This is a genomic window from Maritalea myrionectae (genome assembly GCF_003433515.1).
Classification (GTDB): Bacteria; Pseudomonadota; Alphaproteobacteria; order Rhizobiales; family Devosiaceae; genus Maritalea; species Maritalea myrionectae.
The window spans coordinates 19,546-39,683 of the sequence record NZ_CP021332.1; the positions used below are offsets into that span (position 1 = coordinate 19,546).

The 20,138-nt window shown below is 54.1% G+C and carries 20 protein-coding genes; 10 read left to right on the forward strand and 10 right to left on the reverse strand.

Features of this window, described 5'->3' with window-relative positions:
• Nucleotides 1-175 precede the first annotated feature (175 nt).
• The 3 genes from repB to MXMO3_RS18025 form a co-directional block, all read right to left on the reverse strand.
• Nucleotides 176-1,180, reverse strand: coding sequence for a plasmid partitioning protein RepB (gene repB, locus MXMO3_RS18015; protein WP_117397091.1), 1,005 nt, complete (start codon nucleotides 1,178-1,180; stop codon nucleotides 176-178).
• On the reverse strand, nucleotides 1,177-2,397 hold the full coding sequence (gene repA, locus MXMO3_RS18020; protein ID WP_117397092.1) for a plasmid partitioning protein RepA: 1,221 nt from the start codon (nucleotides 2,395-2,397) through the stop codon (nucleotides 1,177-1,179). The genes repB and repA overlap by 4 nt, the downstream gene beginning before the upstream one ends.
• A 374-nt stretch (nucleotides 2,398-2,771) precedes the next feature.
• On the reverse strand, nucleotides 2,772-3,737 hold the full coding sequence (locus tag MXMO3_RS18025; protein WP_117397093.1) for a sodium-dependent bicarbonate transport family permease: 966 nt from the start codon (nucleotides 3,735-3,737) through the stop codon (nucleotides 2,772-2,774).
• 105 nt (nucleotides 3,738-3,842) lie between these two features.
• Here MXMO3_RS18025 and MXMO3_RS18030 point away from each other — a divergent pair, with 105 nt between their 5' ends.
• Nucleotides 3,843-4,751 (forward strand): LysR substrate-binding domain-containing protein, encoded by a 909-nt coding sequence (locus MXMO3_RS18030; protein ID WP_117397094.1) that lies wholly within the window; start codon nucleotides 3,843-3,845, stop codon nucleotides 4,749-4,751.
• Between the two features lie 3 nt (nucleotides 4,752-4,754).
• Here MXMO3_RS18030 and MXMO3_RS18035 read toward each other — a convergent pair whose 3' ends face one another.
• The gene (locus MXMO3_RS18035) at nucleotides 4,755-5,555 is read right to left on the reverse strand and encodes a glutathione S-transferase family protein (RefSeq protein WP_117397095.1); all 801 of its coding nucleotides are present in this window, start codon (nucleotides 5,553-5,555) and stop codon (nucleotides 4,755-4,757) included.
• A gap of 22 nt (nucleotides 5,556-5,577) precedes the next feature.
• Nucleotides 5,578-5,955 carry a hypothetical protein gene (locus MXMO3_RS18040; RefSeq protein WP_117397096.1) on the reverse strand — a complete coding sequence of 126 codons (378 nt, stop codon included), beginning with the start codon at nucleotides 5,953-5,955 and terminating at the stop codon, nucleotides 5,578-5,580.
• Between the two features lie 104 nt (nucleotides 5,956-6,059).
• Between MXMO3_RS18040 and MXMO3_RS18045 the strand changes: the two genes are divergently transcribed.
• Nucleotides 6,060-7,031 (forward strand): LysR family transcriptional regulator, encoded by a 972-nt coding sequence (locus MXMO3_RS18045; RefSeq protein ID WP_027836207.1) that lies wholly within the window; start codon nucleotides 6,060-6,062, stop codon nucleotides 7,029-7,031.
• A gap of 40 nt (nucleotides 7,032-7,071) precedes the next feature.
• Entirely contained in the window at nucleotides 7,072-7,740 is a 669-nt protein-coding gene (locus MXMO3_RS18050; protein ID WP_117397097.1) for a hypothetical protein, read from the forward strand.
• A gap of 16 nt (nucleotides 7,741-7,756) precedes the next feature.
• Here MXMO3_RS18050 and arsH read toward each other — a convergent pair whose 3' ends face one another.
• The 5 genes from arsH to MXMO3_RS18075 form a co-directional block, all read right to left on the reverse strand.
• Nucleotides 7,757-8,479, reverse strand: coding sequence for an arsenical resistance protein ArsH (arsH, locus tag MXMO3_RS18055; protein ID WP_117397098.1), 723 nt, complete (start codon nucleotides 8,477-8,479; stop codon nucleotides 7,757-7,759).
• Nucleotides 8,480-8,486: 7 nt separating this feature from the next.
• Nucleotides 8,487-9,548, reverse strand: coding sequence for an ACR3 family arsenite efflux transporter (arsB, locus tag MXMO3_RS18060; RefSeq protein WP_117397099.1), 1,062 nt, complete (start codon nucleotides 9,546-9,548; stop codon nucleotides 8,487-8,489).
• Nucleotides 9,549-10,055: an arsenate reductase ArsC gene (locus tag MXMO3_RS18065; protein WP_117397100.1), complete on the reverse strand. Its 507-nt coding sequence runs from the start codon at nucleotides 10,053-10,055 to the stop codon at nucleotides 9,549-9,551. It lies immediately after the preceding gene.
• Entirely contained in the window at nucleotides 10,045-10,395 is a 351-nt protein-coding gene (locus MXMO3_RS18070) for an ArsR/SmtB family transcription factor (protein ID WP_117397101.1), read from the reverse strand. Before MXMO3_RS18070 ends, MXMO3_RS18065 begins: the two co-directional genes overlap by 11 nt.
• 67 nt (nucleotides 10,396-10,462) lie before the next feature.
• Nucleotides 10,463-11,035: a helix-turn-helix domain-containing protein gene (locus MXMO3_RS18075; RefSeq protein ID WP_117397169.1), complete on the reverse strand. Its 573-nt coding sequence runs from the start codon at nucleotides 11,033-11,035 to the stop codon at nucleotides 10,463-10,465.
• A 178-nt stretch (nucleotides 11,036-11,213) separates the two neighbouring features.
• On the opposite strand from MXMO3_RS18075, the gene MXMO3_RS18080 reads away from it, so the two are divergent.
• The 7 genes from MXMO3_RS18080 to MXMO3_RS18110 all read left to right on the forward strand — a co-directional run bounded on the left by MXMO3_RS18080 (nucleotide 11,214) and on the right by MXMO3_RS18110 (nucleotide 20,132).
• The gene (locus MXMO3_RS18080) at nucleotides 11,214-12,794 is read left to right on the forward strand and encodes an ABC transporter substrate-binding protein (RefSeq protein WP_117397102.1); all 1,581 of its coding nucleotides are present in this window, start codon (nucleotides 11,214-11,216) and stop codon (nucleotides 12,792-12,794) included.
• An 85-nt stretch (nucleotides 12,795-12,879) separates the two neighbouring features.
• On the forward strand, nucleotides 12,880-13,821 hold the full coding sequence (locus MXMO3_RS18085; protein ID WP_117397103.1) for an ABC transporter permease: 942 nt from the start codon (nucleotides 12,880-12,882) through the stop codon (nucleotides 13,819-13,821).
• A 42-nt stretch (nucleotides 13,822-13,863) separates the two neighbouring features.
• A complete protein-coding gene (locus MXMO3_RS18090) occupies nucleotides 13,864-14,673 on the forward strand; it encodes an ABC transporter permease (protein WP_425462141.1) in 810 nt (269 codons plus the stop codon).
• Between the two features lie 9 nt (nucleotides 14,674-14,682).
• A complete protein-coding gene (locus MXMO3_RS18095) occupies nucleotides 14,683-15,678 on the forward strand; it encodes an ABC transporter ATP-binding protein (RefSeq protein ID WP_117397104.1) in 996 nt (331 codons plus the stop codon).
• Complete coding sequence (locus tag MXMO3_RS18100) at nucleotides 15,675-16,661, forward strand: ABC transporter ATP-binding protein (protein ID WP_117397105.1); 987 nt, start codon at nucleotides 15,675-15,677, stop codon at nucleotides 16,659-16,661. The genes MXMO3_RS18095 and MXMO3_RS18100 overlap by 4 nt, the downstream gene beginning before the upstream one ends.
• 10 nt (nucleotides 16,662-16,671) lie before the next feature.
• A complete protein-coding gene (locus tag MXMO3_RS18105) occupies nucleotides 16,672-18,462 on the forward strand; it encodes an aminopeptidase P family protein (protein WP_117397106.1) in 1,791 nt (596 codons plus the stop codon).
• A 125-nt stretch (nucleotides 18,463-18,587) separates the two neighbouring features.
• Nucleotides 18,588-20,132 (forward strand): Fic family protein, encoded by a 1,545-nt coding sequence (locus tag MXMO3_RS18110; RefSeq protein ID WP_117397107.1) that lies wholly within the window; start codon nucleotides 18,588-18,590, stop codon nucleotides 20,130-20,132.
• Nucleotides 20,133-20,138: the final 6 nt, after the last annotated feature.

Below are 20,138 nucleotides of genomic sequence, written 5' to 3' on the forward strand. Positions count from 1 at the left end.
ATACACCTTGCCAAACATGAATGCTTGACATTTTTTTCCGAAAGTGATTCCTTGATAGGTGCTTAAGTTATCGAGGAAGGCTTTCGAACCGTCGGGTTTGGAGGCCTTTTTCTTTGCTTAAACTTCCTTTTCTGGTTCGTTTTGGTTTAAAAACCTTGTCAGTTGACAAGGTCGGTTATTGCCCTTTACGAAGCTGGTTGTATTTGGCCAAAAGCGCATCCATCTCGCGCTCTAAAAAACTGGCAAATTCAACCTGATGTTGTTTCTTTAGTTTGATGCGGACCTCGTTTGTGCCTTTTTGCATGGTGCCCACCTCCCCTAGTGAAACTGATGGCGCGCGAGCCCTTGAGGGCTTTTCCGGTTTGGCAAGCTTAATAATAAGGCCGAATCGGTCATCCGGGGATAAGTTTTTTTGCACCTTGTCAGCTGACAAGGTTTCCAAAAGCTGGTTTTCGTCGGCGCCGTCCTTCAAACAATCAGCCAGTTCAATCCAGCGTGGTCGACCAATGCCTGGGGCGCGGCCAATCAGTTGGATCAGTGGCGTGCCCACCTGTTTGATGACATAGCGGAATTTAGACAGCTGGGCATCATCAACACTTAGCGCCGCTTTAATGTCCTTGGGCTTGAGGCCGGCGCGATGCATTTCATCTGCAAACAGGGCGCGTTCAATCCAGCTTAGATCCTGCCGGTTGGCGTTTTCGATGCCTTGGGCGACCACGAGGTCACGATCAGAATAATCGACCAAGATCGCTTTGACGGGCAGCCCCAGTTCTTTCAGGGCCCGCCACCGACGATGGCCATAAACAATCTGATGACGGTCCGGCTGTTGTGGGTGCATGCGCACGGTGATGGGGACCTTTTGGCCCTCATCGCTCAAGCTTTGTTTGAATTGATTGAATGCCTCCACATCATCGTCCGGCAAACGATCCTGAAATGGCGACGGGTCAATCTTATCGGCATCAAGCCTTAAAATCTTGTCTGCGCTCTGGGCGTCCGCCAGCAATTGGTCGCGTTCTTCTCGTAATTGAGAAAGCGTGCGTTGTGTGGTGCCAATAATGCCTGCGGCAACCCGGCCCGGCGTCTTTTGTTTTTCGTCAGGTTTTGGGTCGGGCGTGTTGGCTTTTGGTGTGTCGCCCGTTAAATCGCCAAAGCTAGAAACAATGGATTTGCGCTTGCTCATTTTCGTCCCCATGCATCATGGATTAAATCGAGCATGGCGCCATTGACCAAATCCATGGCTTCGCGCGCCCGCTTCAATGTGTTGCGCTGCACTTCGCCCGCTTCCACTTCATAAATGGAGCGCTTGCCCAACCCAGCTGCTTCCACGGCTGTGCTTTCAAGTGCCGTGGGCAGCAACACATCAGTGGCAAAGAGGTGGCGCAATAGCCCCACAATTTGCGCCTGCGCCTGATCGTTCGGGTCGTGGCGCGTCACCAAATAGCGCATAAAATCTTTTTGCATGGTGGCGCCTGCATTGCGGATCACGCCCACAAGGTCGCCCATCATCAGCAAAAATTGGTTCATGGACGCCACATCCATCATCGCGGGGTGCACAGTGACCAGCAGGCCGGTGGACGCATAGAGCGAGGCGAGGGTCAAATAGCCAAGGGAAGGGGGCGTGTCCAAGATCACGATATCATAATCATCGTCGACCTGTTTTAGCGCCTGATCCAGTCGTTCAAAAAAGATCGATCCATGATTGTTTTCGTTGAGCGCTAACACCCGCGGCGTGTCATATTCAAACTCCATCACCTCGATATTGCCGGGAATCAGATCTAGGCCGGGGAAATAGGTTTTGCGGATTACTTCGCGAATGGGGCGTTGTTGATCGTCATAGCGCAAGGCAGCATAAATGGTTTCGTTGCTGGCCACATCAAATTCTGGCTGGGTGCCGAACATGGCGGACATGGAGGCTTGCGGGTCCAAATCAATGGCCAAAACCCGATAGCCCTGTAGCGCCAAATAATGGGCTAAATGCACGCTTGATGTGGTCTTCGCGCTGCCGCCTTTAAAATTGGCGATGGCCAAAACCTGCATATGCTCACCGTCGCGCCGATGCGGCAAATAGGTGAGGGCATCATTGGGGTTCTTTTCGGCAAAGTATTGCCGCAGCTCGTTAATTTGCTCCAGCGTATAGGCGCGGTGGTTGTTTTCTAGCCGTTCAGGGGTGGGGCCTTTGCCCTCAATGGAAAGGGTACGCAAACTGGATTCTGAGATCGAGGTGAGCTTAGCCACCTCGGGCGTCATAAAACGGCGCAAAGATTTTTGCGCCTGCGGCGGATACATGCGCTCGCGCAGATTTTGCAACTGATTTGACAGCATCTCTGCATGCCGCAAAATCTTGTCGACGGAGTCTTCCTCATTTGGGTTGACGCTGATTAAATCTTCTGTTGCCATTTTCTGCTCTGACGTAAAAAATCACTTAGACGGTCTTTTTGCGTCAGAAAGTTGCCACAGATTCGTGATTCCGTCCAGAAATTTAAGGTTAATGCTTGGTTAAGGGGTGGGCAAGGCCTCGAAGTGGTCCCGGATCACTAAAGATATGCCGTCGGGCATTCGCGCATACTATGCCATTCGGTCCTCAAAAATGTGCCAAAATTCGTTCAAACACGCCTAGGCGGTGCATCCATTTTTCGCGGCCTACGGCCGCGTTACGCTTTGGAACAAAGCGGATCGAAATTTTGATTTTTGGGGCCGATTCTGCGCTTATCCTAGCATTTGTTGAGGCAAGGCCATAGGGCCGGGCACCCAATGGGCGCCCGGCGGGTGTGTTAGATCATCGCTAAGGCGAGATAAAGGGGCAGGCCGAAGGTGAGGTTGAAGGGGAAGGTGATGCCCAGGGAGAGGGATAGATAGATGCCGGATTTGGATTGGGGCAGGGCCAACCGCATGGCGGCGGGGACTGCGATGTAGGAGGCTGAAGCGTTCAGCACCATGAACAGGAAGGTGCCGCCGGTGGATAGCCCGATGGGTTGCGCCACGGCCCAGCCGATAAGGGCACCGAGCAGGGGCATGATGATGCCGAAAGCTAGAATGCCCCAAGAAAGGTCTGCGCGGTTCAACAGGAGGCTGCGGCCGGCCGATAGGCCCATATCCAGCAAAAACAGGCACAAGACGCCGGTAAAGGGCAGCACAATGAAAGGTTCGATCTGCGCCAGGCCGGGTTTTCCCGTTGCGGCACCGATCAAAAAGGCGCCCACCAGCAGCACGATAGAGCCATTGGCAAGAATGTGCCGTGCCAAATTCGCGTCCACCTTGGTTTGGCTCTTGTCGCGGCTGGCGAGCCATAGGGCGGAAACGATGGCGGGTGCTTCCATGATCGCGGCCACGGCCACCAGATAGCCTTCACTGTCCATGCCGCTGGTTTCAAGCAGGCTGGCGGCGGTGACAAAGGTGACGATTGAAATGGAGCCGTAGTGGCCTGCCACGGCGGCGGCGTTGATCCGATCCAGCTTGGTGATGGCCCGCAACAGGGCATAGGCCAAGACGGGCAACAGGAGGGACAGGAGCGCACCTGCTGCCAAACTGGCGAGCAATTGCCCGGATATACCGCTTTCTGCCACGCTGACCCCGCCTTTAAACCCGATGGAGAGCAGCAAATAGATCGACATGACCTTGGCGGCGCCCTCGGGAATGGACAAGTCGCTGCGGGCAAAAGCAGCCACCAAACCGAGCACGAAAAACAAAATGGTGGGGGCCATTAGATTGCTGGCCAACATGTCGAGGGAAAAGGTCATCAATTCTCCTTTCAAGAGGGGGCGGATTTGAACCGGTCCTGCTCTTGACGGAGTTGGGATATAATTACAAATATATATAAACGTTGATATGCATAGGATAAAACTATGGTAAGGCCGACCATTCGCCAGCTCGAATATATTGTGACGGTTGCCGATGTGGGGCGCATTGGCGCGGCGGCGGCCAAGTTACATGTGAGCCAACCCAGCCTTTCAGCGCAATTGGCGGAAGTGGAAGCGGATCTGGGGGTGGCGCTTTTTCATCGGGACCGACGCGGGGCGACGCCCACTGAAGAGGGGCGTGAAATTGTGCGTCGGGCGCGACTTATCTTACGCGACATGGCAGATTTGCGGGCGGCGGCGAGCGGGGGAGGGGCCTTTGTGGGCCGATTGCGTCTGGGCGTTTTGCCCTCGATCAGCCCCTATTTGCTGCCCAATGTGGTGAAGCGGCTGCACTCAGATTATCAGGATTTGCGGCTGGTGGTGCGCGAAGAAAGCACGCGCGACCTGGATGAGGGCCTGCGCTCGGGGCGGTTGGATATGATCATTTCGACGCCGGAAGATCATGCGTCCGGGTTGGCCACGCCCTTGTTTAAAGAGCGTTTGTGGGCCGCGCTGGCGCTTGATGATCCACTGGCGAAGAGCGGTGCAGCGATCCGGTTGGATAAGCTGGCCAACCGCACCTTTTTGACGCTTGGCCCGCAACATAGGTTGTCGCACATTGTGGCGGGACTGGCCGGGCAGGTGGGTGGACATCTCTCTGACGAATATGAAGGCACCAGTTTGGACGCGATCCGCGCCATGGCCGCCGCTGGGGTGGGGGTGGCGATTTTGCCCGAAATCTACACCAAAACCGAAGCCCAACGCGGCACGGATGTGCGGCTGCGCCGGATTGATGTTGCCCGGGCTCAGCGGGATATTGCCCTTGTGGAGCCACACCGCAGCACGGCCAGCCAAAAAAGCGGGGCACTGGCGCAAGTGCTGCGCGAGGAAGCCGCCAAACTGCTCAGCAAGTAACAATCAGGCTGTCAGGCCCAATTCCTGATCACTCGCGCGATGCGCATATTTATCCTTTGGCGGCCACGGCCGATCGCGCCAATCGGGCGTAAACGCAAAGCTGGATTTCTCACGACCCGCCAACAGCGCCCCATTGCCGGCCCCCAAGGCGTAATCATAATAAAGTTTTACAATTTCTTCGCGGCTGACCTGTTGTGTCGCCGCATGCGCAACGCAGGCATTGCGCCATTTTAACAGCCGGGCGAACTCTTCCGTTTGCGGGATGTCGAAATCCTCAAAATAATCCAGAAACCAGAACCGCATAAATAGTGGCGTATAGACCGCTTCCGCCAGCCCAAACTCTTCAAAAAGGAAAGTGTTGTTGGGGCTATGATGGGCCAGAAAATCGTTTAGCGTGCGATAATGGCTGAGCATTTTATCGATATAGGATTGCCGCTCGTCAGGCTTCTGGTTCATCACCATCATATAGCCGGTCATGGTCAACGGCCCTTCAAAGGCAATCAGCATATTTTCAACCGCATGGCGCAGCGGATCTTGCTGGCGTATCGGCTTGTCCCCGATCACTTCATCCAGATAGTGCAGGATCACCAGGCTCTCTTTCAAGATGTCTCCGTCCGCCGTTTCCAAAACGGGGAGGGATGTTGTGCCGCGCGTTTTGGCCAGCAAATCCGGGTCGCGCGGCTTGGTGATGTCCACCACATGAAAGTCAACTGCGTCTTGCTGACCTTTTAGGGCCAGCAAGATTTCAAGCCGTTGGGAAAAAGGACAAACCGGAATGTGGTACACGTTGATCTTTTGGCTCATTTGGTTTGTCCTTTCGATGGGTTTATTGCTTTACGCCCACACCATGACGCAGGATCATAAAGATAAACAGGCCCATTGTGGCAATGGTGACAATTGACCCCACCTTAGCCAAAGTTTCCCCCGCGCCGCTGATGGCCATGGCAATGCCGGGCACCAAGATGATCACCGCCAATAGGCTGATGCCCAAATGGATGGGCGCGAGTTTTGTTTGGGCGGCACCGGGCGTTAGCGCGTAATAAATGCCGTAAATTGTGAGCGTGACAAAACCGATCAGGTTCAAGTGCCCATGGGCAGGCGACAGGGCATGATCATTTGTGGCTGACATTTGAATGCCCCATGCCATGCCTGCCAAGGCACAAAGCGCACCCGCGGCAAAAAACCATTTTGATAAATCTCTCATTCTTCCTCCTCCATTTTCTGAACCAGAGCTCTCCCATTGCCCAATTGTTAAAACTGACGCTAAAATAAGCCAAATTGATTTTGCTTATTTAGGTTATTGATCAGATGAATTTCGCGACTTTTGATCTGAATTTGATGCGGGTGTTGGACGCGCTGTTGCGCGAGCAATCCACGGTGAAGGCGGCGCAAAAACTGAACTTGTCGCAATCAGCGGTGTCCAGTGCACTGTCGCGCTTGCGCCATACGCTAGATGATCAATTGTTTATTCGCCGTGGCAACCGACTGGTGCCCACCGACTATGCGCAAAAAATTGCGCTACCTTTGCGGGAGGAGCTGGATCGGCTTGAAGCACTGTTCGCGCAACCGAAATCTTTTGACCCTTCCGCGGAGCATATGGATTTCCGCATTGCCGCGTCTGATTTTTTTGCTGAGCTTTTGATGCCGGTCCTCGCCAACGATATGGCAAGTGCCGCTCCAAACATACAACCCAAACTGATTGATCTGGTGCCCGATCGCTATATTCAAACGGTGGAGCAGGGCAGTTCCGATTTGGCATTAATTCCAGATGAAACCGTGGGCAACTGGGCAGAAAAAGAGTTTCTGTTTCACTCGGCCTTCGCTGTGATCGCAAGGCGAAATCACCCTGCGCTTCAAAAAGCCAACATCAAAGCAGGCGAATTGATGCCGCTGGATTTATTCTGTGCGCTGCGACATGCCCTGTTTTCGCCAGAAGGCAACTCCTCCGCCATGGGCGATGCCGCCTTGGCCAAACTTGGCCGCACGCGAAAGGTGGGCATGACCTTGCAGGTTTTTTCCGGCGTCTGCCGCGTGGTGAGCGAAAGCGATATGATCGCGCTGATCCCCTGGCAGTTGGGTCAAAAATGGGCCGATCAGATGCAGCTCGACATTTTTGTGCCGCCCATGCATGTCCCCGTCGTCAAAATTGTCGGCGTCTGGCACAAACGCTCCACCAACAACCCAGCCCACCGCTGGGTCCGCGAACAGATTTTTGCGGAAATGAAAAAGCTGGACGCAATCCAGCCCGACCTGTCCGCATGGCCGCAGGCAGGGGCGTAAGAAATCACTGAGCAGCTGATAAGCGGTAAGGGGTTGCCGCGTGTCTTTGTCGGCCCATATCGACAAATGCGGCGCGATCATTGATACTTCTCAGCAATATTTTGAAGCATTTAGGCTGCACCCTTTTTACGACCACGATTTTTTTGAATTTTTATTGAGATATTTTATGAGACTTTTGACCGTACTTCTCGGCTTGCTTGTGACTGTAACCCTTACCGCGTGCACCTCACTCAACGAAATGACGCTCAGGGACATTTCTAGTCCCGAGCCGGTGGCGATGAGTGTAACGACCGAAGTGAACCCGCATAGCGGATTGAAGAAGTTTGGGACCAAACCCGTCTATTTAAGGACCAAGAATAATGACATTCTCTACTTACTAAGGGGGTGGCGAAAGTCTGAGTCCAACGCGTTTAAGTCAGCACAAATTTATGTGACCTTTCCCATGTTGGACAATTGGGTGTTTTTTGATGCGGCGCATAGCGAAGGCAAGGCTCTGGACGTCACGGTGTTAAGCCGCAACGTTAGAAGCTGCTCACAAGATGGGTGTAACATAAGCGAAAGCATCGCCATTCACCTGACGCAGGGTCAATTGCGCCAATATGCCAAAACGGGTTTTTTGGGCGAGATAAGTGGTCGGAACGGAGCTGTTGTCCTCCGCATTCCGGCTACGTTTTTCCAAGGCTTTTTGATGCGATTTGATGCCGTCTAGCGGCGACCAAGTTCCCCTAAATCGCCTTCATATTCACCCGTTTTGAAAGATCTTCCGCGCTTTCCACCCGCTCGGAATAACGGTCAACGAGATAGTCGGCTGTGCCGCGGGTGAGGAGGGTGAATTTCATCAATTCTTCCATCACGTCCACGACTCGATTGTAATAGGGGGAGGGGAACATGCGGCCCGCTTCGTCGAACTCATTGAAGGCTTTGGGGACCGAGGATTGGTTGGGGATGGTGATCATGCGCATCCACCGGCCCAGCACCCGCATTTGATTGACGGTGTTGAAACTTTGCGAGCCGCCGCAGACCTGCATTAATGCCAAGGTGCGGCCTTGGGTGGGGCGCACGCCGCCAATGGGGGCGAGGGGGAGCCAGTCAATCTGGGTTTTCATCAGCCCAGTCATGTTGCCGTGCCGTTCCGGTGAGCACCAGACCTGCGCTTCCGACCAGAGCGAGAGTTCACGCAACTCCTGCACCTTGTCATGCTCTACATTGTCTTCATCCACTAGCGGGAGACCTTTGGGATTGAAGCGTTTCACTTCCGCCCCCAAGGCTTCCAATATCCGCGCCGCTTCCTCGGTCAAAAGCCGGGAAAAGGAGCGTTGGCGCAAGGAGCCATAGAGCATTAGCACGCGCACCGGATGGGCGGGCTGGGCCGCAAACAATTTGCTGTGGTCAATCGGGTGCAACTGGTCGGCGACCAGATTGGGCATATCGGGTTTTGGATCAGTCATTGGGTTGTTATCCGGAGAAATGTTGCCTGGTGCGGTTGGCCAGGGCGACGAGCGACAGCATCACCGGCACTTCCACCAATACGCCGACTACGGTTGCCAGCGCCGCGCCGGAATTGAGGCCGAACAGGCCAATGGCGACCGCGACCGCCAATTCGAAAAAGTTGGACGTGCCGATTAGGGCACAGGGGGCGGCGATGCGGAAGGGTACCTTCATTTTCCACGCGGCCAGATAGGCCACCGCAAAAATGCCATAGGATTGCAGCAATAAGGGAATGGCGATCAAAAGGATCAACAGCGGATTGGCCAAAATAACATTGCCCTGAAAGCCGAATAACAGCACCACGGTGGCCAACAGCCCGGCAATGGAGGCGGGCTTGAGTTTGGCGGTAAATTCATCGACGGCGGCCACATTGTGAGCGCGGGCGATCAGCGCTTTGCGGGTGAGATAACCCGCCACAAGCGGCACCAGCACATAAAGCACCACGCTCAACACCAGCGTATCCCACGGCACGGGTATATTGGTGACGCCGAGCAATACCGCCACAATGGGGGCATAGGCGAAGATCATGATGAGGTCATTGACGCTGACTTGCACCAAAGTGTAGTTCGCATCGCCCTTGGTGAGGTGGGACCACACAAACACCATGGCGGTGCAGGGCGCGGCGCCCAACAAAATCAGCCCAGCAATATAGCCATCAGCTTCGGCAGGGGTGATGAAGGCCGCAAAAATATATTTGAAAAAGACGACGCCCAACAGCGCCATGGTGAAAGGCTTGATCAGCCAGTTCACCACCAAAGTAATAGCCAGCCCTTTCGGTTCTTTCGCCACATCTTTGATGGAGCTGAAATCGACCGAAACCATCATCGGATAGACCATCGCCCAGATCAAAATGGCGACGGGCAGATTGACCTTGGCCACTTCCAACTGCGCCAGAAACTGCACCAATCCGGGCATCACTTGCCCAAGACCGATGCCGACAATGATGGCGAGGGCGACCCAGATGGAGAGGTATTTTTCAAAGGTGCCAATGCCGCCCGGTGCGGCGGTGGTTTGCTCTGGGGATGACATTTACGCGTCCTCTTTCATTTGGCCGATGGCCATCATTTCTTGTTTTAATGCAGCGGGGTCAAGCTGATCGAAAGGTAATGCCAGGAACCGCGAAATCCGCGCATGCAATTGGTCATAGGCCAGATCAAACGCAGCTTCGACCGCCTTCGGCGGCGCGGTCACCGCGGCGGGATCAGGAATGCCCCAATGGGCGGTGGTCGGCTTACCAGGCCAGATCGGGCAGGTTTCGCCAGCGGCATTGTCGCAAACCGTAATGATATAATCGAGCGCTGGCGCATCGGCTCCCGCAAACTCGTCCCAGCTTTTGGACCGGGCAAAGCCTGTATTGATCTTATGCTTTTCCAGTGTTTTTAGAGCTTGGGGGTGCGGCGCGCCTTTGGGCTGCGACCCGGCGGAAGAGGCAATAAAGTCTGGGGCGCCGAGATGATTGATCAGCCCTTCGGCCAAAATAGAACGGGCTGAATTTCCCGTGCACAGAATGAGAATATGGGCGGCTTTACGCGTCATCGCAATTGTCCGTTGAACAGGTGATTTGTTGAATAAAGGGCTGGCACAATTGCGGCTGGCCACCACAACAATCTTCCAGCAAAAAAGAAAGCATGGCGGTGACCCCATCCATATCCGCATAATAGCGAATGGTGCGGCCCTCACGCTTGTTTTTCACCAGGCCCGCATTCAGCAGCACCGAAAGATTTGCCGACATGGTGTTTTGCTTAACCTGCAGCTTTTCGCCAATTTCCCCGGCTAACAGCCCATCCTCCCCGGCTTTCACCAGCAGGCGGAACACGTCAAGTCGCGTGGCTTGGCTGAGGGCGGCAAAAGCCTGGGTTGATTTGTTTGTATCCATATATCATGAATAATTGATATATTTGAGCGGGTCAACCGACTTTCCGAAAAAGGGAATAATCGATGGCCTAGTGGCTGGTCATGGGGTGAGAGCTCACCCACAGCTCAACGCTTTCTTCAGCGCTCACCACCTTGGAGAAATGTGGTTCCGTGGTGTCATGATGGATCGTGTCGCCGGGCTTCATATGATAGATCTTGTCGTCCAAATGATATTCCAGTTCACCGGATATTAAATAGCAAAACACTTCGCCCTTATGCTGCATTTTCTCTGCCACATGCCCTGGTGGTCGATGAATGATGCAGGGGTAAAACAGAGCGCCCGAAAATCCTGGCCCGAGCTTTTCATACCAACGGCCATTTTCACCCAAGCTATAACTTTGACGCTCATCAGCTTTGGTGAGCGGTTCAAACGGCTCGCTCACATTCAGCAATTGTTCGATTGAGGTGTTCAGCACCCGCGCGATCCGCATAAAGGACGACAGAGATGGCGCGCTGATGCCGCGTTCCACTTGCGAGATAAAGCCCACCGTCAGCTCGGTGGCGTCGGCCACATCCACCAGCGTTTTGCCCAAGGCTTTACGGCGCCGCCGAATGGCAAAACCGATTTCTTCATTGCTGGGTTCGGGACGAGAATTGCTCACGGCGGGACCTTTCGAAAAACGCGGCTGAAAAGCCAATGTGCAACGGCAGCCCTCGAAAGACAAGTCCTATAGCATTACTATAATAAATTTTAGCTTGACTAAATAACAATAGGTCGTCAGTTTAAATTGGATACAATCTGCAATAGTGCAAAATTCATCTCTGAGGGAGGAAACTAGGATGAAAAAACTATTGATGGCGACCGTAGCTGCCGCCGCAATGTTTTCAGCAGTACCCAGCATGGCCATTGAACGCGGCGGGTCTTTGACCTTTGCACGCTATGATGATTCCACGCTGATCGACCCAATTTACGCTGACCGCAATCCAGACATTTGGATGGTCACCAATCTTTATGACACTTTGTTGCGCACCGAGGCGGACGGCAAAACCGTGACCTCTGGCTTGGCCGAAAGCTACGATGTAGCCGAAGACGGGCAAAGCGTGACGCTGACCCTTCGTGATGGCATCATGTTCTCTGATGGCACACCGATTGAGGGCAAAGATGTTGTCTTTTCGCTTACTCGTGCTTCGGATGCAGATCTCAGCCCATGGGCCGGGTTGCTCAGCTCCATTGAAGAGGTGACTGCCGATGGCAACCAAGTCACCATCAAGCTGAACCGCCCCGACCCAACCATTGTGTTGATGTTGGCCACGTTCAACACGGCCATTGTCTCGGCAGATGCGTTTGAGGCAGCGAGCGGTGAAACGGATCAGGAAAAAGCCCAAAGCATCGCCATTGACGGCTTCGTGGGGTCCGGTCCCTTTATGATGAAATCACATCAGCGCGGCACCTTGATGCAATTCGGGGCGAACCCGCATTATTGGCGCGAAGGTGAAGATGGTGAACCCTTGCCTTATATCGATGGCATCAACTTCCTTGTGATCCCCGACGATGCGACCCGCATTTTGAAGCTGCAAGCTGGCGAAGTCGATGCGGCTGAATTTATCCCATTTGCGCGTGTAGGTGAATTGGAAGCGGATGAGAACATCAATATGGAATTGTTCCCATCTACGCGCATTATCTATTCGCCGATCAATACCCGCGAAACCCGCGCCGATGGTTCTGCCAATCCGTTGGCGGATATGAAGCTGCGTCAAGCGCTTAACTATGCGACAGACAAGAACGCGTTGGTGCAATTGGTGCTGCAAGGGGCGGGCAAGCCCGTTTCATCCGGCTTGATGGCCTCGACCACCCAATTGGCTACGGATAATGGCCCGATCTATCAATATGATTTGGACAAAGCCAAAGCATTGATTGCCGAGGCGGGCGTGCCGGACGGCACCGAATTGACCCTGACCATTCTGGCTGGATCGGCTGATGACTCGATCATTTTAAGCGCCTTACAGCAAATGTGGTCGCAGATTGGCATTGATTTGAATGTGGAACAGGTCGATGGGCCAACTCGTGGCGCGAAAAACCGTTCGGGCGAGTTCGACATTCACACCTATGGCTGGGTGAATGATGTGAACGACCCGGCGCAGGTGGCTGGCTGGTTGGGCTATTACCCAACAGCAAAAGCGGTCGGCACAGGCTGGAACAATGAAGAGTTCAACAGCCTTTATGAAGCCTCCAATGTGGAAATGGACCCGGCAAAACGCGCTGAACAATATGCGCGGATGCAGGACATCTACAATGAAGCAGCACCATTGCTCTTTATGTATGAAACGCCATTTGCAGTCGCTCTGTCCTCAGATGTGCAGGGCTATGTGCAAACCCCATTGGGCAATAACGAGTTCGCATCCACCTGGATCGATCGCTAAGTCCTCCTCCTATGGGTCTTCATCTCACTGACCCTAACCTCGGCATGTGGGCGCCTTGGCGCTCACATGTCCTTTGAGAACAGCTATGTCGACCATATCCTATTTCTTTTCACGACTGTTGCAGATCATCCCGACCTTTTTGATTGTGATGGTCATTATATTTTTGCTGGTACGCGCCTTGCCGGGCGACCCTGCCATTGCGATGGCCGATGCCAAGGCCACCACAGAGCAATTAGAGCAAATTCGCCAGCGTTTGGGGCTTGATCAACCGCTCTGGGTTCAGTTCGGCTTTTTTGTCAAAAATGTTTTTACCGGCAATTTGGGCGATTCCATTCTGATGAAAGCGCCAGTCACTCAAGTGATTTTGGAGCGCTTGCCCGCCTCAGGGTTTCTCACCCTTTACGCGGTGCTGTTTTCTTTGCTGATCGCGGGGCCGTTGGCTTTTGTCGCCGCGCTTAACCGCAACACATGGCTCGACACATCCATTCGCACGGCATTTCAAGTCGGGCTATCTACACCCGTCTTTTATATTGGCTTGCTGTTGCTCACCTTTCTGGCCGCGCAGTTGCGCTGGTTTCCGGTGGGCGGGTATGGCACCACCTTTTGGGAACACATGTATCATTTGCTTTTGCCCGCGCTCACCGTGGCGCTTTACACCTCGGCAATCATCATGCGCAATTTGCGCTCTTCGGTGATTGAAGTGGTGGATGCGGAATATGTGCAGTTCGCCCGCGCCAAAGGTCTGCCGGAGCGGATTATTCTGGGCCGCCATGTGCTGCGCAATGCGTTGATTTCCACCGTGACCCTGTTGGGTCTTTCCATCGGCAATTTGATGAGCGGAACCTTGGTCACTGAAACGGTGTTTGCGGTGCCCGGCGTGGGCCGCTTGATGCTCGACGCGATCTTTGCCCGCGACTATCCGCTCATTCAGGGCCTCACGCTCACCTTTGCCGTGCTGGTGTCCATCATCTTTTTGCTCACGGATCTGATCCAGGCTTGGCTCGATCCCAGATTGCGGGTGGCGTAAATGGTCAAAAAACTCTTTTTCCGCTTGCCGCGTAAATCGCACATGGTGGCGCTCAAGCGCCCCAGCTTTTTGCTCGGCCTTTTTATCTTGATCAGTTCCATCTCGCTGGCATTGTTTCCAGATCTATTCGCGCCTTATGACCCGAACGTGTTTGATTACACGGCGATCAAACAACCGCCCTCAGCTTTGCATTGGTTCGGCACCGACAATTTGGGGCGAGACACCTTTTCGCGAGTGATCTGGGCCTATTCGGTCAATATGCAAATGGCGCTGTTCGCCACCATTTTTTGCTTGGCCATCGGCATCTTTGTCGGGGCGTTGGTGGGGTATTATGGCGGCGTCGCCGATATGATTTTTGGCCGCTGCGTGGATGCGATTATCACCTTCCCCTTTTTGGTGCTCGTGATCGCGGTGGTCGCCGTGCTAGGGCCTGGCCTCACCAACATGTATATCGCCATTACCCTTGTGGGTTGGGTCTATTATGCGCGGTTGATGCGCGCTGAGATTATGGGTCAACTTGGCAATGACTATGCAGCGGCGGGCAAGGTGATGGGCTATTCTGATCGCCGCATCATCTTCCGTCATTTACTGCCCAACGCCATCACCCCGGTGATTGTTTATTGGATGACCGATATGGCGCTGGCCATCTTGCTCGGCTCGTCCCTTGGCTATCTCGGCTTGGGCGCGCAACCGCCGCAGGCAGAGTGGGGCGTGTTGATTGCCGAAGGGCGCAATTTCATCACCACCGCATGGTGGCTCAGCCTGATGCCGGGCATTGCGATTGTGTTGACGGGCCTAGGCTTCTCACTGGTGGGCGATGGCATCACCGATCTAATGCGGCCACGGGGATAGGGGACATTTATGACACAATCAAATTCACCCCTTCTTTCGGTCAAAAACCTCAGCACGTCCTTTCATGTGGGTGGGCAAAAACTCCGTGCGGTCGATGAGGTCAGCTTTGACCTCGCAGCGGGTGAAGTGCTGGGCATTGTGGGCGAAAGCGGTTCGGGCAAATCCATCACCTTGCGCTCCATTATGGGGCTGGCGCGACGCTATGGCGAAGTGACCGGCGAAGTGATGTGGCAAGGCGAAAATCTGGTCACCAAGCCCGAAGCGCAAATGCGCAAAATTCGCGGCAAAGACATTGCGATGATTTTTCAAGAACCCATGTCCTCGCTTAATCCGTTGCTGACCGTGGGCGTACAGATCAAAGAAAATCTGGTGGCCCACACAGAACTGGACAAAAAAGCACGGCACCTTCGCGCCATCGAATTGTTGGAGCTGGTGGGCATTCCGGATGCCTCGCGACGCTTGAATGATTACCCGCACCAGTTCTCCGGTGGCATGCGCCAACGGGTGATGATCGCCATCGCCTTGGCCTCCTCACCAAAATTGCTATTGGCGGATGAACCCACCACTGCGCTTGATGTAACCATTCAAAATCAAATTCTGAAATTGATTTTAGACTTGTCGCAAGAGTTGGGTATGTCGGTGATTTTGGTGACCCATGATCTGGGTGTTGCGGCGCAAACCTGTGATCGATTGGCGGTGATGTATGGCGGCAAGCTGGTGGAAAAGGGCAGCACCCGCGATGTGCTGCGCAACCCGCTGCATCGTTACACCATGGGCTTGCTGCAATCGGTGCCGGAAAATGTCGAGCCGCGCACCCCGCTCTTTTCACTGCCGGGCACGCCGCCCAGCCTGATGAATTTGCCAAAAGGCTGTGCCTTTGCCCCGCGCTGTGCCCATGCTGTTGACGCTTGTGCGGCAACAAAGCCGCCACTTGAAGGCACGCAACATCAAGTCGCCTGTTTCAATCCCACCCAAGCGCCCGTTGGGGTAGGGGGGCAATCATGACCGAAGTTCTCAAAACCGAAAATATTGTGCTGCATTTTGCCAAAAATCGCTCTCTCGCAGATTGGGTGATGCGGCGGTCCCAACAAAAAGTGAAGGCGCTCAATGGCGTGTCGCTGCGGCTGGTAAAAGGGGAGACCCTCGGAATTGTGGGCGAAAGCGGATGCGGCAAATCCACCTTGGCGCGGGTGTTGGCCGGGCTTTATCAACCGCAGCAAGGTGAGATTGAGTTTTACGGCGAGACCATCCTCAACGCCAAAGGCAAGGCCCAGCGCGACTATAACCGCCGGGTGCAGATGATCTTTCAAGATCCCTATTCGTCTTTGAACCCCCGGATGCGGGTGGGGGACATGTTGCGAGAGGCCTTGAGTGTGCACAAGATGCGCGCCGAACGTGACATCCCCGCCCGCATTGCCGAATTGCTGGAGCTGGTGCGCCTGCCGCAAGATGCGGCAGACAAATTTCCGCACGAATTTTCCGGTGGCCAGCGCCAGCGCATCGCCATTGCCCGTGCCTTGAGCGTCGAGCCGGAAGTGCTAATCGCCGACGAATTGGTTTCCGCTCTCGATGTGTCGGTGCAGGCGCAAGTGGTGAATTTGCTGCTTGGGTTGCAGGAAGAATTGGGGCTGACCGTTTTGTTTGTGGCGCATGATTTGCGCTTGGTGCGACATGTGTCCCATCGGGTTGCGGTGATTTATCTCGGGTCCGTTGTAGAAATCGGCCCGGCGAAAGAATTGTTTGCCGCGCCGCGCCATCCTTATTCTGAAGCTTTGTTGAGTGCGGCCCCATCGCTCGACCCAGACGATAAGGGCAATGCCATTCCCCTCAAAGGCGAATTGCCCAGCCCACTCAACATTCCCACCGGGTGCGCCTTTCACGGGCGCTGCCCTCTCGCAACAGATGTGTGCAAAACCACACTGCCGCTATTGAAGGGCGACCCGGCAAAGGGTCAGGTGGCGTGTCACCATCGTGATCCGATTGAATGAAAGTCTTCCCATGTTGAATAGCTCCCCCCAAGCGAAGCGCCTGAGCGATATTCGCGACGCGCTGAAACGCCAAGATTTGGATGCGCTGATTGTGCCGCGCTTTGATGCCCATATGGCTGAATATGTGGCGGATTGCGACAAACGGCTAATGTGGGCGACTGGCTTTTCCGGGTCTGCTGGGCTGGCGCTGATCACGCAGGATCAGGCGATCCTATTTGTGGATGGCCGCTACACGGTGCAAGTGCGCGAGCAATGTCCGGAAGGCTTGTTTTCTTATCGTCATTTGCATGATCAACCTTTGGCGGATTGGCTCAAACATACCGAACAACGCGGTTTGCGCATCGGTTTTGATCCGATGCATATCCCTGCCAGCTGGCATAAGGACCTCAGCGCTGCCGCGACCCAGTCGCACAATCATCTGATCGCGACCGAAGACAATATCATCGATCAACTCTGGACCGAACAGCCGGCCCCCGTTGCGGACAAAGCCCGCCCGTTTGGCGCGCAAATGAGCGGTGAACATTCTGCCATCAAGCGGAAACGCATTGCGGCGCATCTGGTGGCGCAAAACATTGATGTGCTGGTGGAGAACCAGCCGGACAATATTGCCTGGCTCTTGAACATTCGCGGCAATGATATCGCCTATAACCCCTTTATCAATTCGTTCCTGACCTTGGATCGGGACGGGGCTGTGCAATGGTTTGTCGATCCGCAAAAGGTGCCGCAGGACCTGACCGACTTTGAGTTGGATGGTGTTGAAATCTGCGCGCCGGAACGGTTTTTGCCCGCCATTGCCGACCACGCGGCCAGCGACAAAGTTTTGGGCTATGACCCGCAATTCACCCCCGTTGCCGTTCAATTAGCGGTAGGTGAGGGCGGTCAGATCAAGCATGGCCGCAGCGCCATCACCCTGACCAAAGCTATCAAAAACGTGACAGAGTTGGGCGGGATGCGCGATTGCCACAAGCGTGATGGCATTGCCTGGACAGAATTGGGTGCGTGGTTGCATGCCGAAGTGGGACCGCGATTTGAAGCGGGTAACCCGATCACCGAATTGGAAGTGGCGCAAAAGATCGAACAGCTGCGCGCTGAGCTGCCTGGTTTTGAACAACTCAGCTTTGATGTGATTTCGGGGGCCGGGCCAAATGGGGCCATGTGCCACTATAAAGTCACCGAACAATCCAACCGTGCGCTCGATCCAAATGAGATCTATTTGCACGATTCCGGCGGTCAATTTGCCGATGGCACCACCGACAGCACCCGCACCTATAATTTTAGTGAAACTTCACCTGAATTTCGCAAAAATTACACTTCGGTTTTACGTGGGTTTTTGGCGCTGGCGACTCTCAAATTTCCGCAAAAAACTTTCGGCCATCACATCGACGCCATCGCCCGCGCGCCGCTCTGGTCGATCAAAAAAGACTATGATCACGGCACCGGCCACGGGGTTGGCCACAATCTTTCCGTCCACGAGCAACCCCAACGCATCGGCCGCGCCTTCAATGATGTTGAGTTGGTGCCAGGCATGGTGCTGAGCATTGAGCCCGGCTATTACGTGGCGGGTGAGTATGGTATCCGGATTGAAAATCTGTTCGAGATTATCGACTTAGGCGATGGCTTCTACGGGTTTGAAACGCTGAGCTATATGCCGATTGAAACTTCTTCAGTGATTCCGGAATTGCTCACGCAGGCGGAACGTGATTGGCTCAATGACTATCACAAAACATGTTTTGAATTGCTCAAGGATCAAGTTAGCGCGCAAGCGCAAACCTATTTGCAGCAGGTGACACAACCCATTTAAGGGGCAAGGGCATGTGCCTATTTTTCACGGCTTGTCTGCATATGGTGGCGAAGAAGCTTTTTTGTAATCGTTTTTCATGATATTGTGAATTTAGACCTAAATTTCACAATGAATGTGCACTTTTCATGCAGAACGATCAGAATCATCAATTTTCAGGCCCCGTCCGCATATTTCACGAGCTGCGCTTGCCCGAAGCGGCGCAGCCGGCCGGTTATGCGGCGTTGATTGATGCTTATGATCTTGCGGTCCCGCTGCCGCTCACCCTTTGTGCCATCGGGCAAAAACATCAAGTCTTTGAAGCCGAAGGGTGGCGGCTTTATACGCCGCGCCACGCGCCAAAAGCCACCCTTCAGGGCCACCTAACCTTCGCCCTCAAATATGAGGGCTTGGATTTGACAGTGTTGAAAAAACTGTTCGAAAAACTGCCCGCGCGTGAATTTGAAACGATGATCAAAGCGCAACCCAGCAGTGCCTATATGCGGCGGGTTTGGTTTTTGTATGAATGGTTGCTCGACAAACCATTGGATTTGCCAAATGCCAAAAGCGGCACCTATGCCAAAGTGGTGGACCCGAAACTGCAATGGGCCATTGAGGGAAAAACCTCCACCCGTCATCGTGTGCACAATAATCTGCCGGGTGACCGGGCTTTTTGCCCCATGGTGCGCCGCACCAAAAAGATTGATCAATTTGTTGCGGCAGAGTTTGACGCTGAGGCGCGGGCGATTATCGGGAAAATCTCCAATTCCATTTTGGCGCGTACCGCTGCTTTTTTGCTGCTCAAAGATTCTAAATCAAGCTACGCTATTGAAGGGGAAGCGCCGCCGCACGATCGGATACAGCGGTGGGGCAAGGCCATTGGCGAGGCCGGGAGGCACCCGCTGGACGAAGACGAGTTTTTGCGACTCCAGCGATTGGTTTTGGGCAAAGACCCTCGCTTTGTTCAATTGGGGTGGCGCACCGAGGGGGGCTTTGTTGGTGAGCATGAAATGGACACCCGACTGCCCCTGCCGGAACATATCAGCGCCAAGCCTGAAGATCTAACAGATCTGATGGGCGGGCTGATTGCCTTTGATCAAGAATTTGCAGATGGACTGGACCCCGTGATCGCCGCGGCGATCTTGGCCTTTGGCTTTGTCTATATTCACCCGTTTGAAGATGGCAATGGGCGTGTGCACCGCTATCTCATCCATCATATTTTAAGCGCGCGCGGCTACAATCCGCCAGGCATGGTGTTTCCCGTTTCGGCGGCGATTTTGGACCAGATCGAAACCTATCGACGCGTACTTGAAAGCCATTCAGCCCGCATCCTGCCATATATTGAATGGCGCACCACGGCGCATATGAATGTGGAGGTGACCAACCAAACAGTGGACCTCTACCGCTATTTTGATGCCACGCCCCATGCTGAATTCTTGTTCGCCTGCGTGCAACGCACCATCACCCACGACTTGCCGCAAGAGGCCGCGTTCTTGACCAAATATGATCAGTTCAAATCACGCATAGAGGCCCACACCGAAATGCCGGCCTCCACGGTCGATTTGTTGTTCAACTTCCTCAAGCAAAATAACGGCAAACTCTCCAACCGCGCCCGCCAAAAAGAATTCGCAGCGCTGACCGATGAGGAGGTGAGGGCGTTTGAGGTGATTTATGGGGAGATATTTGACGGTTAGTTTTAA

Excerpts from the sequence above, each read along its gene's own strand:
- repB (WP_117397091.1), bottom strand. The coding sequence starts at position 1,180 with ATGAGCAAGCGCAAATCCATTGTTTCTAGCTTTGGCGATTTAACGGGC.
- repA (WP_117397092.1), bottom strand. The coding sequence starts at position 2,397 with ATGGCAACAGAAGATTTAATCAGCGTCAACCCAAATGAGGAAGACTCC.
- MXMO3_RS18025 (WP_117397093.1), bottom strand. The coding sequence starts at position 3,737 with ATGACCTTTTCCCTCGACATGTTGGCCAGCAATCTAATGGCCCCCACC.
- MXMO3_RS18030 (WP_117397094.1), top strand. The coding sequence starts at position 3,843 with ATGGTAAGGCCGACCATTCGCCAGCTCGAATATATTGTGACGGTTGCC.
- MXMO3_RS18035 (WP_117397095.1), bottom strand. The coding sequence starts at position 5,555 with ATGAGCCAAAAGATCAACGTGTACCACATTCCGGTTTGTCCTTTTTCC.
- MXMO3_RS18040 (WP_117397096.1), bottom strand. The coding sequence starts at position 5,955 with ATGAGAGATTTATCAAAATGGTTTTTTGCCGCGGGTGCGCTTTGTGCC.
- MXMO3_RS18045 (WP_027836207.1), top strand. The coding sequence starts at position 6,060 with ATGAATTTCGCGACTTTTGATCTGAATTTGATGCGGGTGTTGGACGCG.
- arsH (WP_117397098.1), bottom strand. The coding sequence starts at position 8,479 with ATGACTGATCCAAAACCCGATATGCCCAATCTGGTCGCCGACCAGTTG.
- arsB (WP_117397099.1), bottom strand. The coding sequence starts at position 9,548 with ATGTCATCCCCAGAGCAAACCACCGCCGCACCGGGCGGCATTGGCACC.
- MXMO3_RS18065 (WP_117397100.1), bottom strand. The coding sequence starts at position 10,055 with ATGACGCGTAAAGCCGCCCATATTCTCATTCTGTGCACGGGAAATTCA.
- MXMO3_RS18070 (WP_117397101.1), bottom strand. The coding sequence starts at position 10,395 with ATGGATACAAACAAATCAACCCAGGCTTTTGCCGCCCTCAGCCAAGCC.
- MXMO3_RS18080 (WP_117397102.1), top strand. The coding sequence starts at position 11,214 with ATGAAAAAACTATTGATGGCGACCGTAGCTGCCGCCGCAATGTTTTCA.
- MXMO3_RS18085 (WP_117397103.1), top strand. The coding sequence starts at position 12,880 with ATGTCGACCATATCCTATTTCTTTTCACGACTGTTGCAGATCATCCCG.
- MXMO3_RS18090 (WP_425462141.1), top strand. The coding sequence starts at position 13,864 with ATGGTGGCGCTCAAGCGCCCCAGCTTTTTGCTCGGCCTTTTTATCTTG.
- MXMO3_RS18095 (WP_117397104.1), top strand. The coding sequence starts at position 14,683 with ATGACACAATCAAATTCACCCCTTCTTTCGGTCAAAAACCTCAGCACG.
- MXMO3_RS18100 (WP_117397105.1), top strand. The coding sequence starts at position 15,675 with ATGACCGAAGTTCTCAAAACCGAAAATATTGTGCTGCATTTTGCCAAA.
- MXMO3_RS18105 (WP_117397106.1), top strand. The coding sequence starts at position 16,672 with ATGTTGAATAGCTCCCCCCAAGCGAAGCGCCTGAGCGATATTCGCGAC.
- MXMO3_RS18110 (WP_117397107.1), top strand. The coding sequence starts at position 18,588 with ATGCAGAACGATCAGAATCATCAATTTTCAGGCCCCGTCCGCATATTT.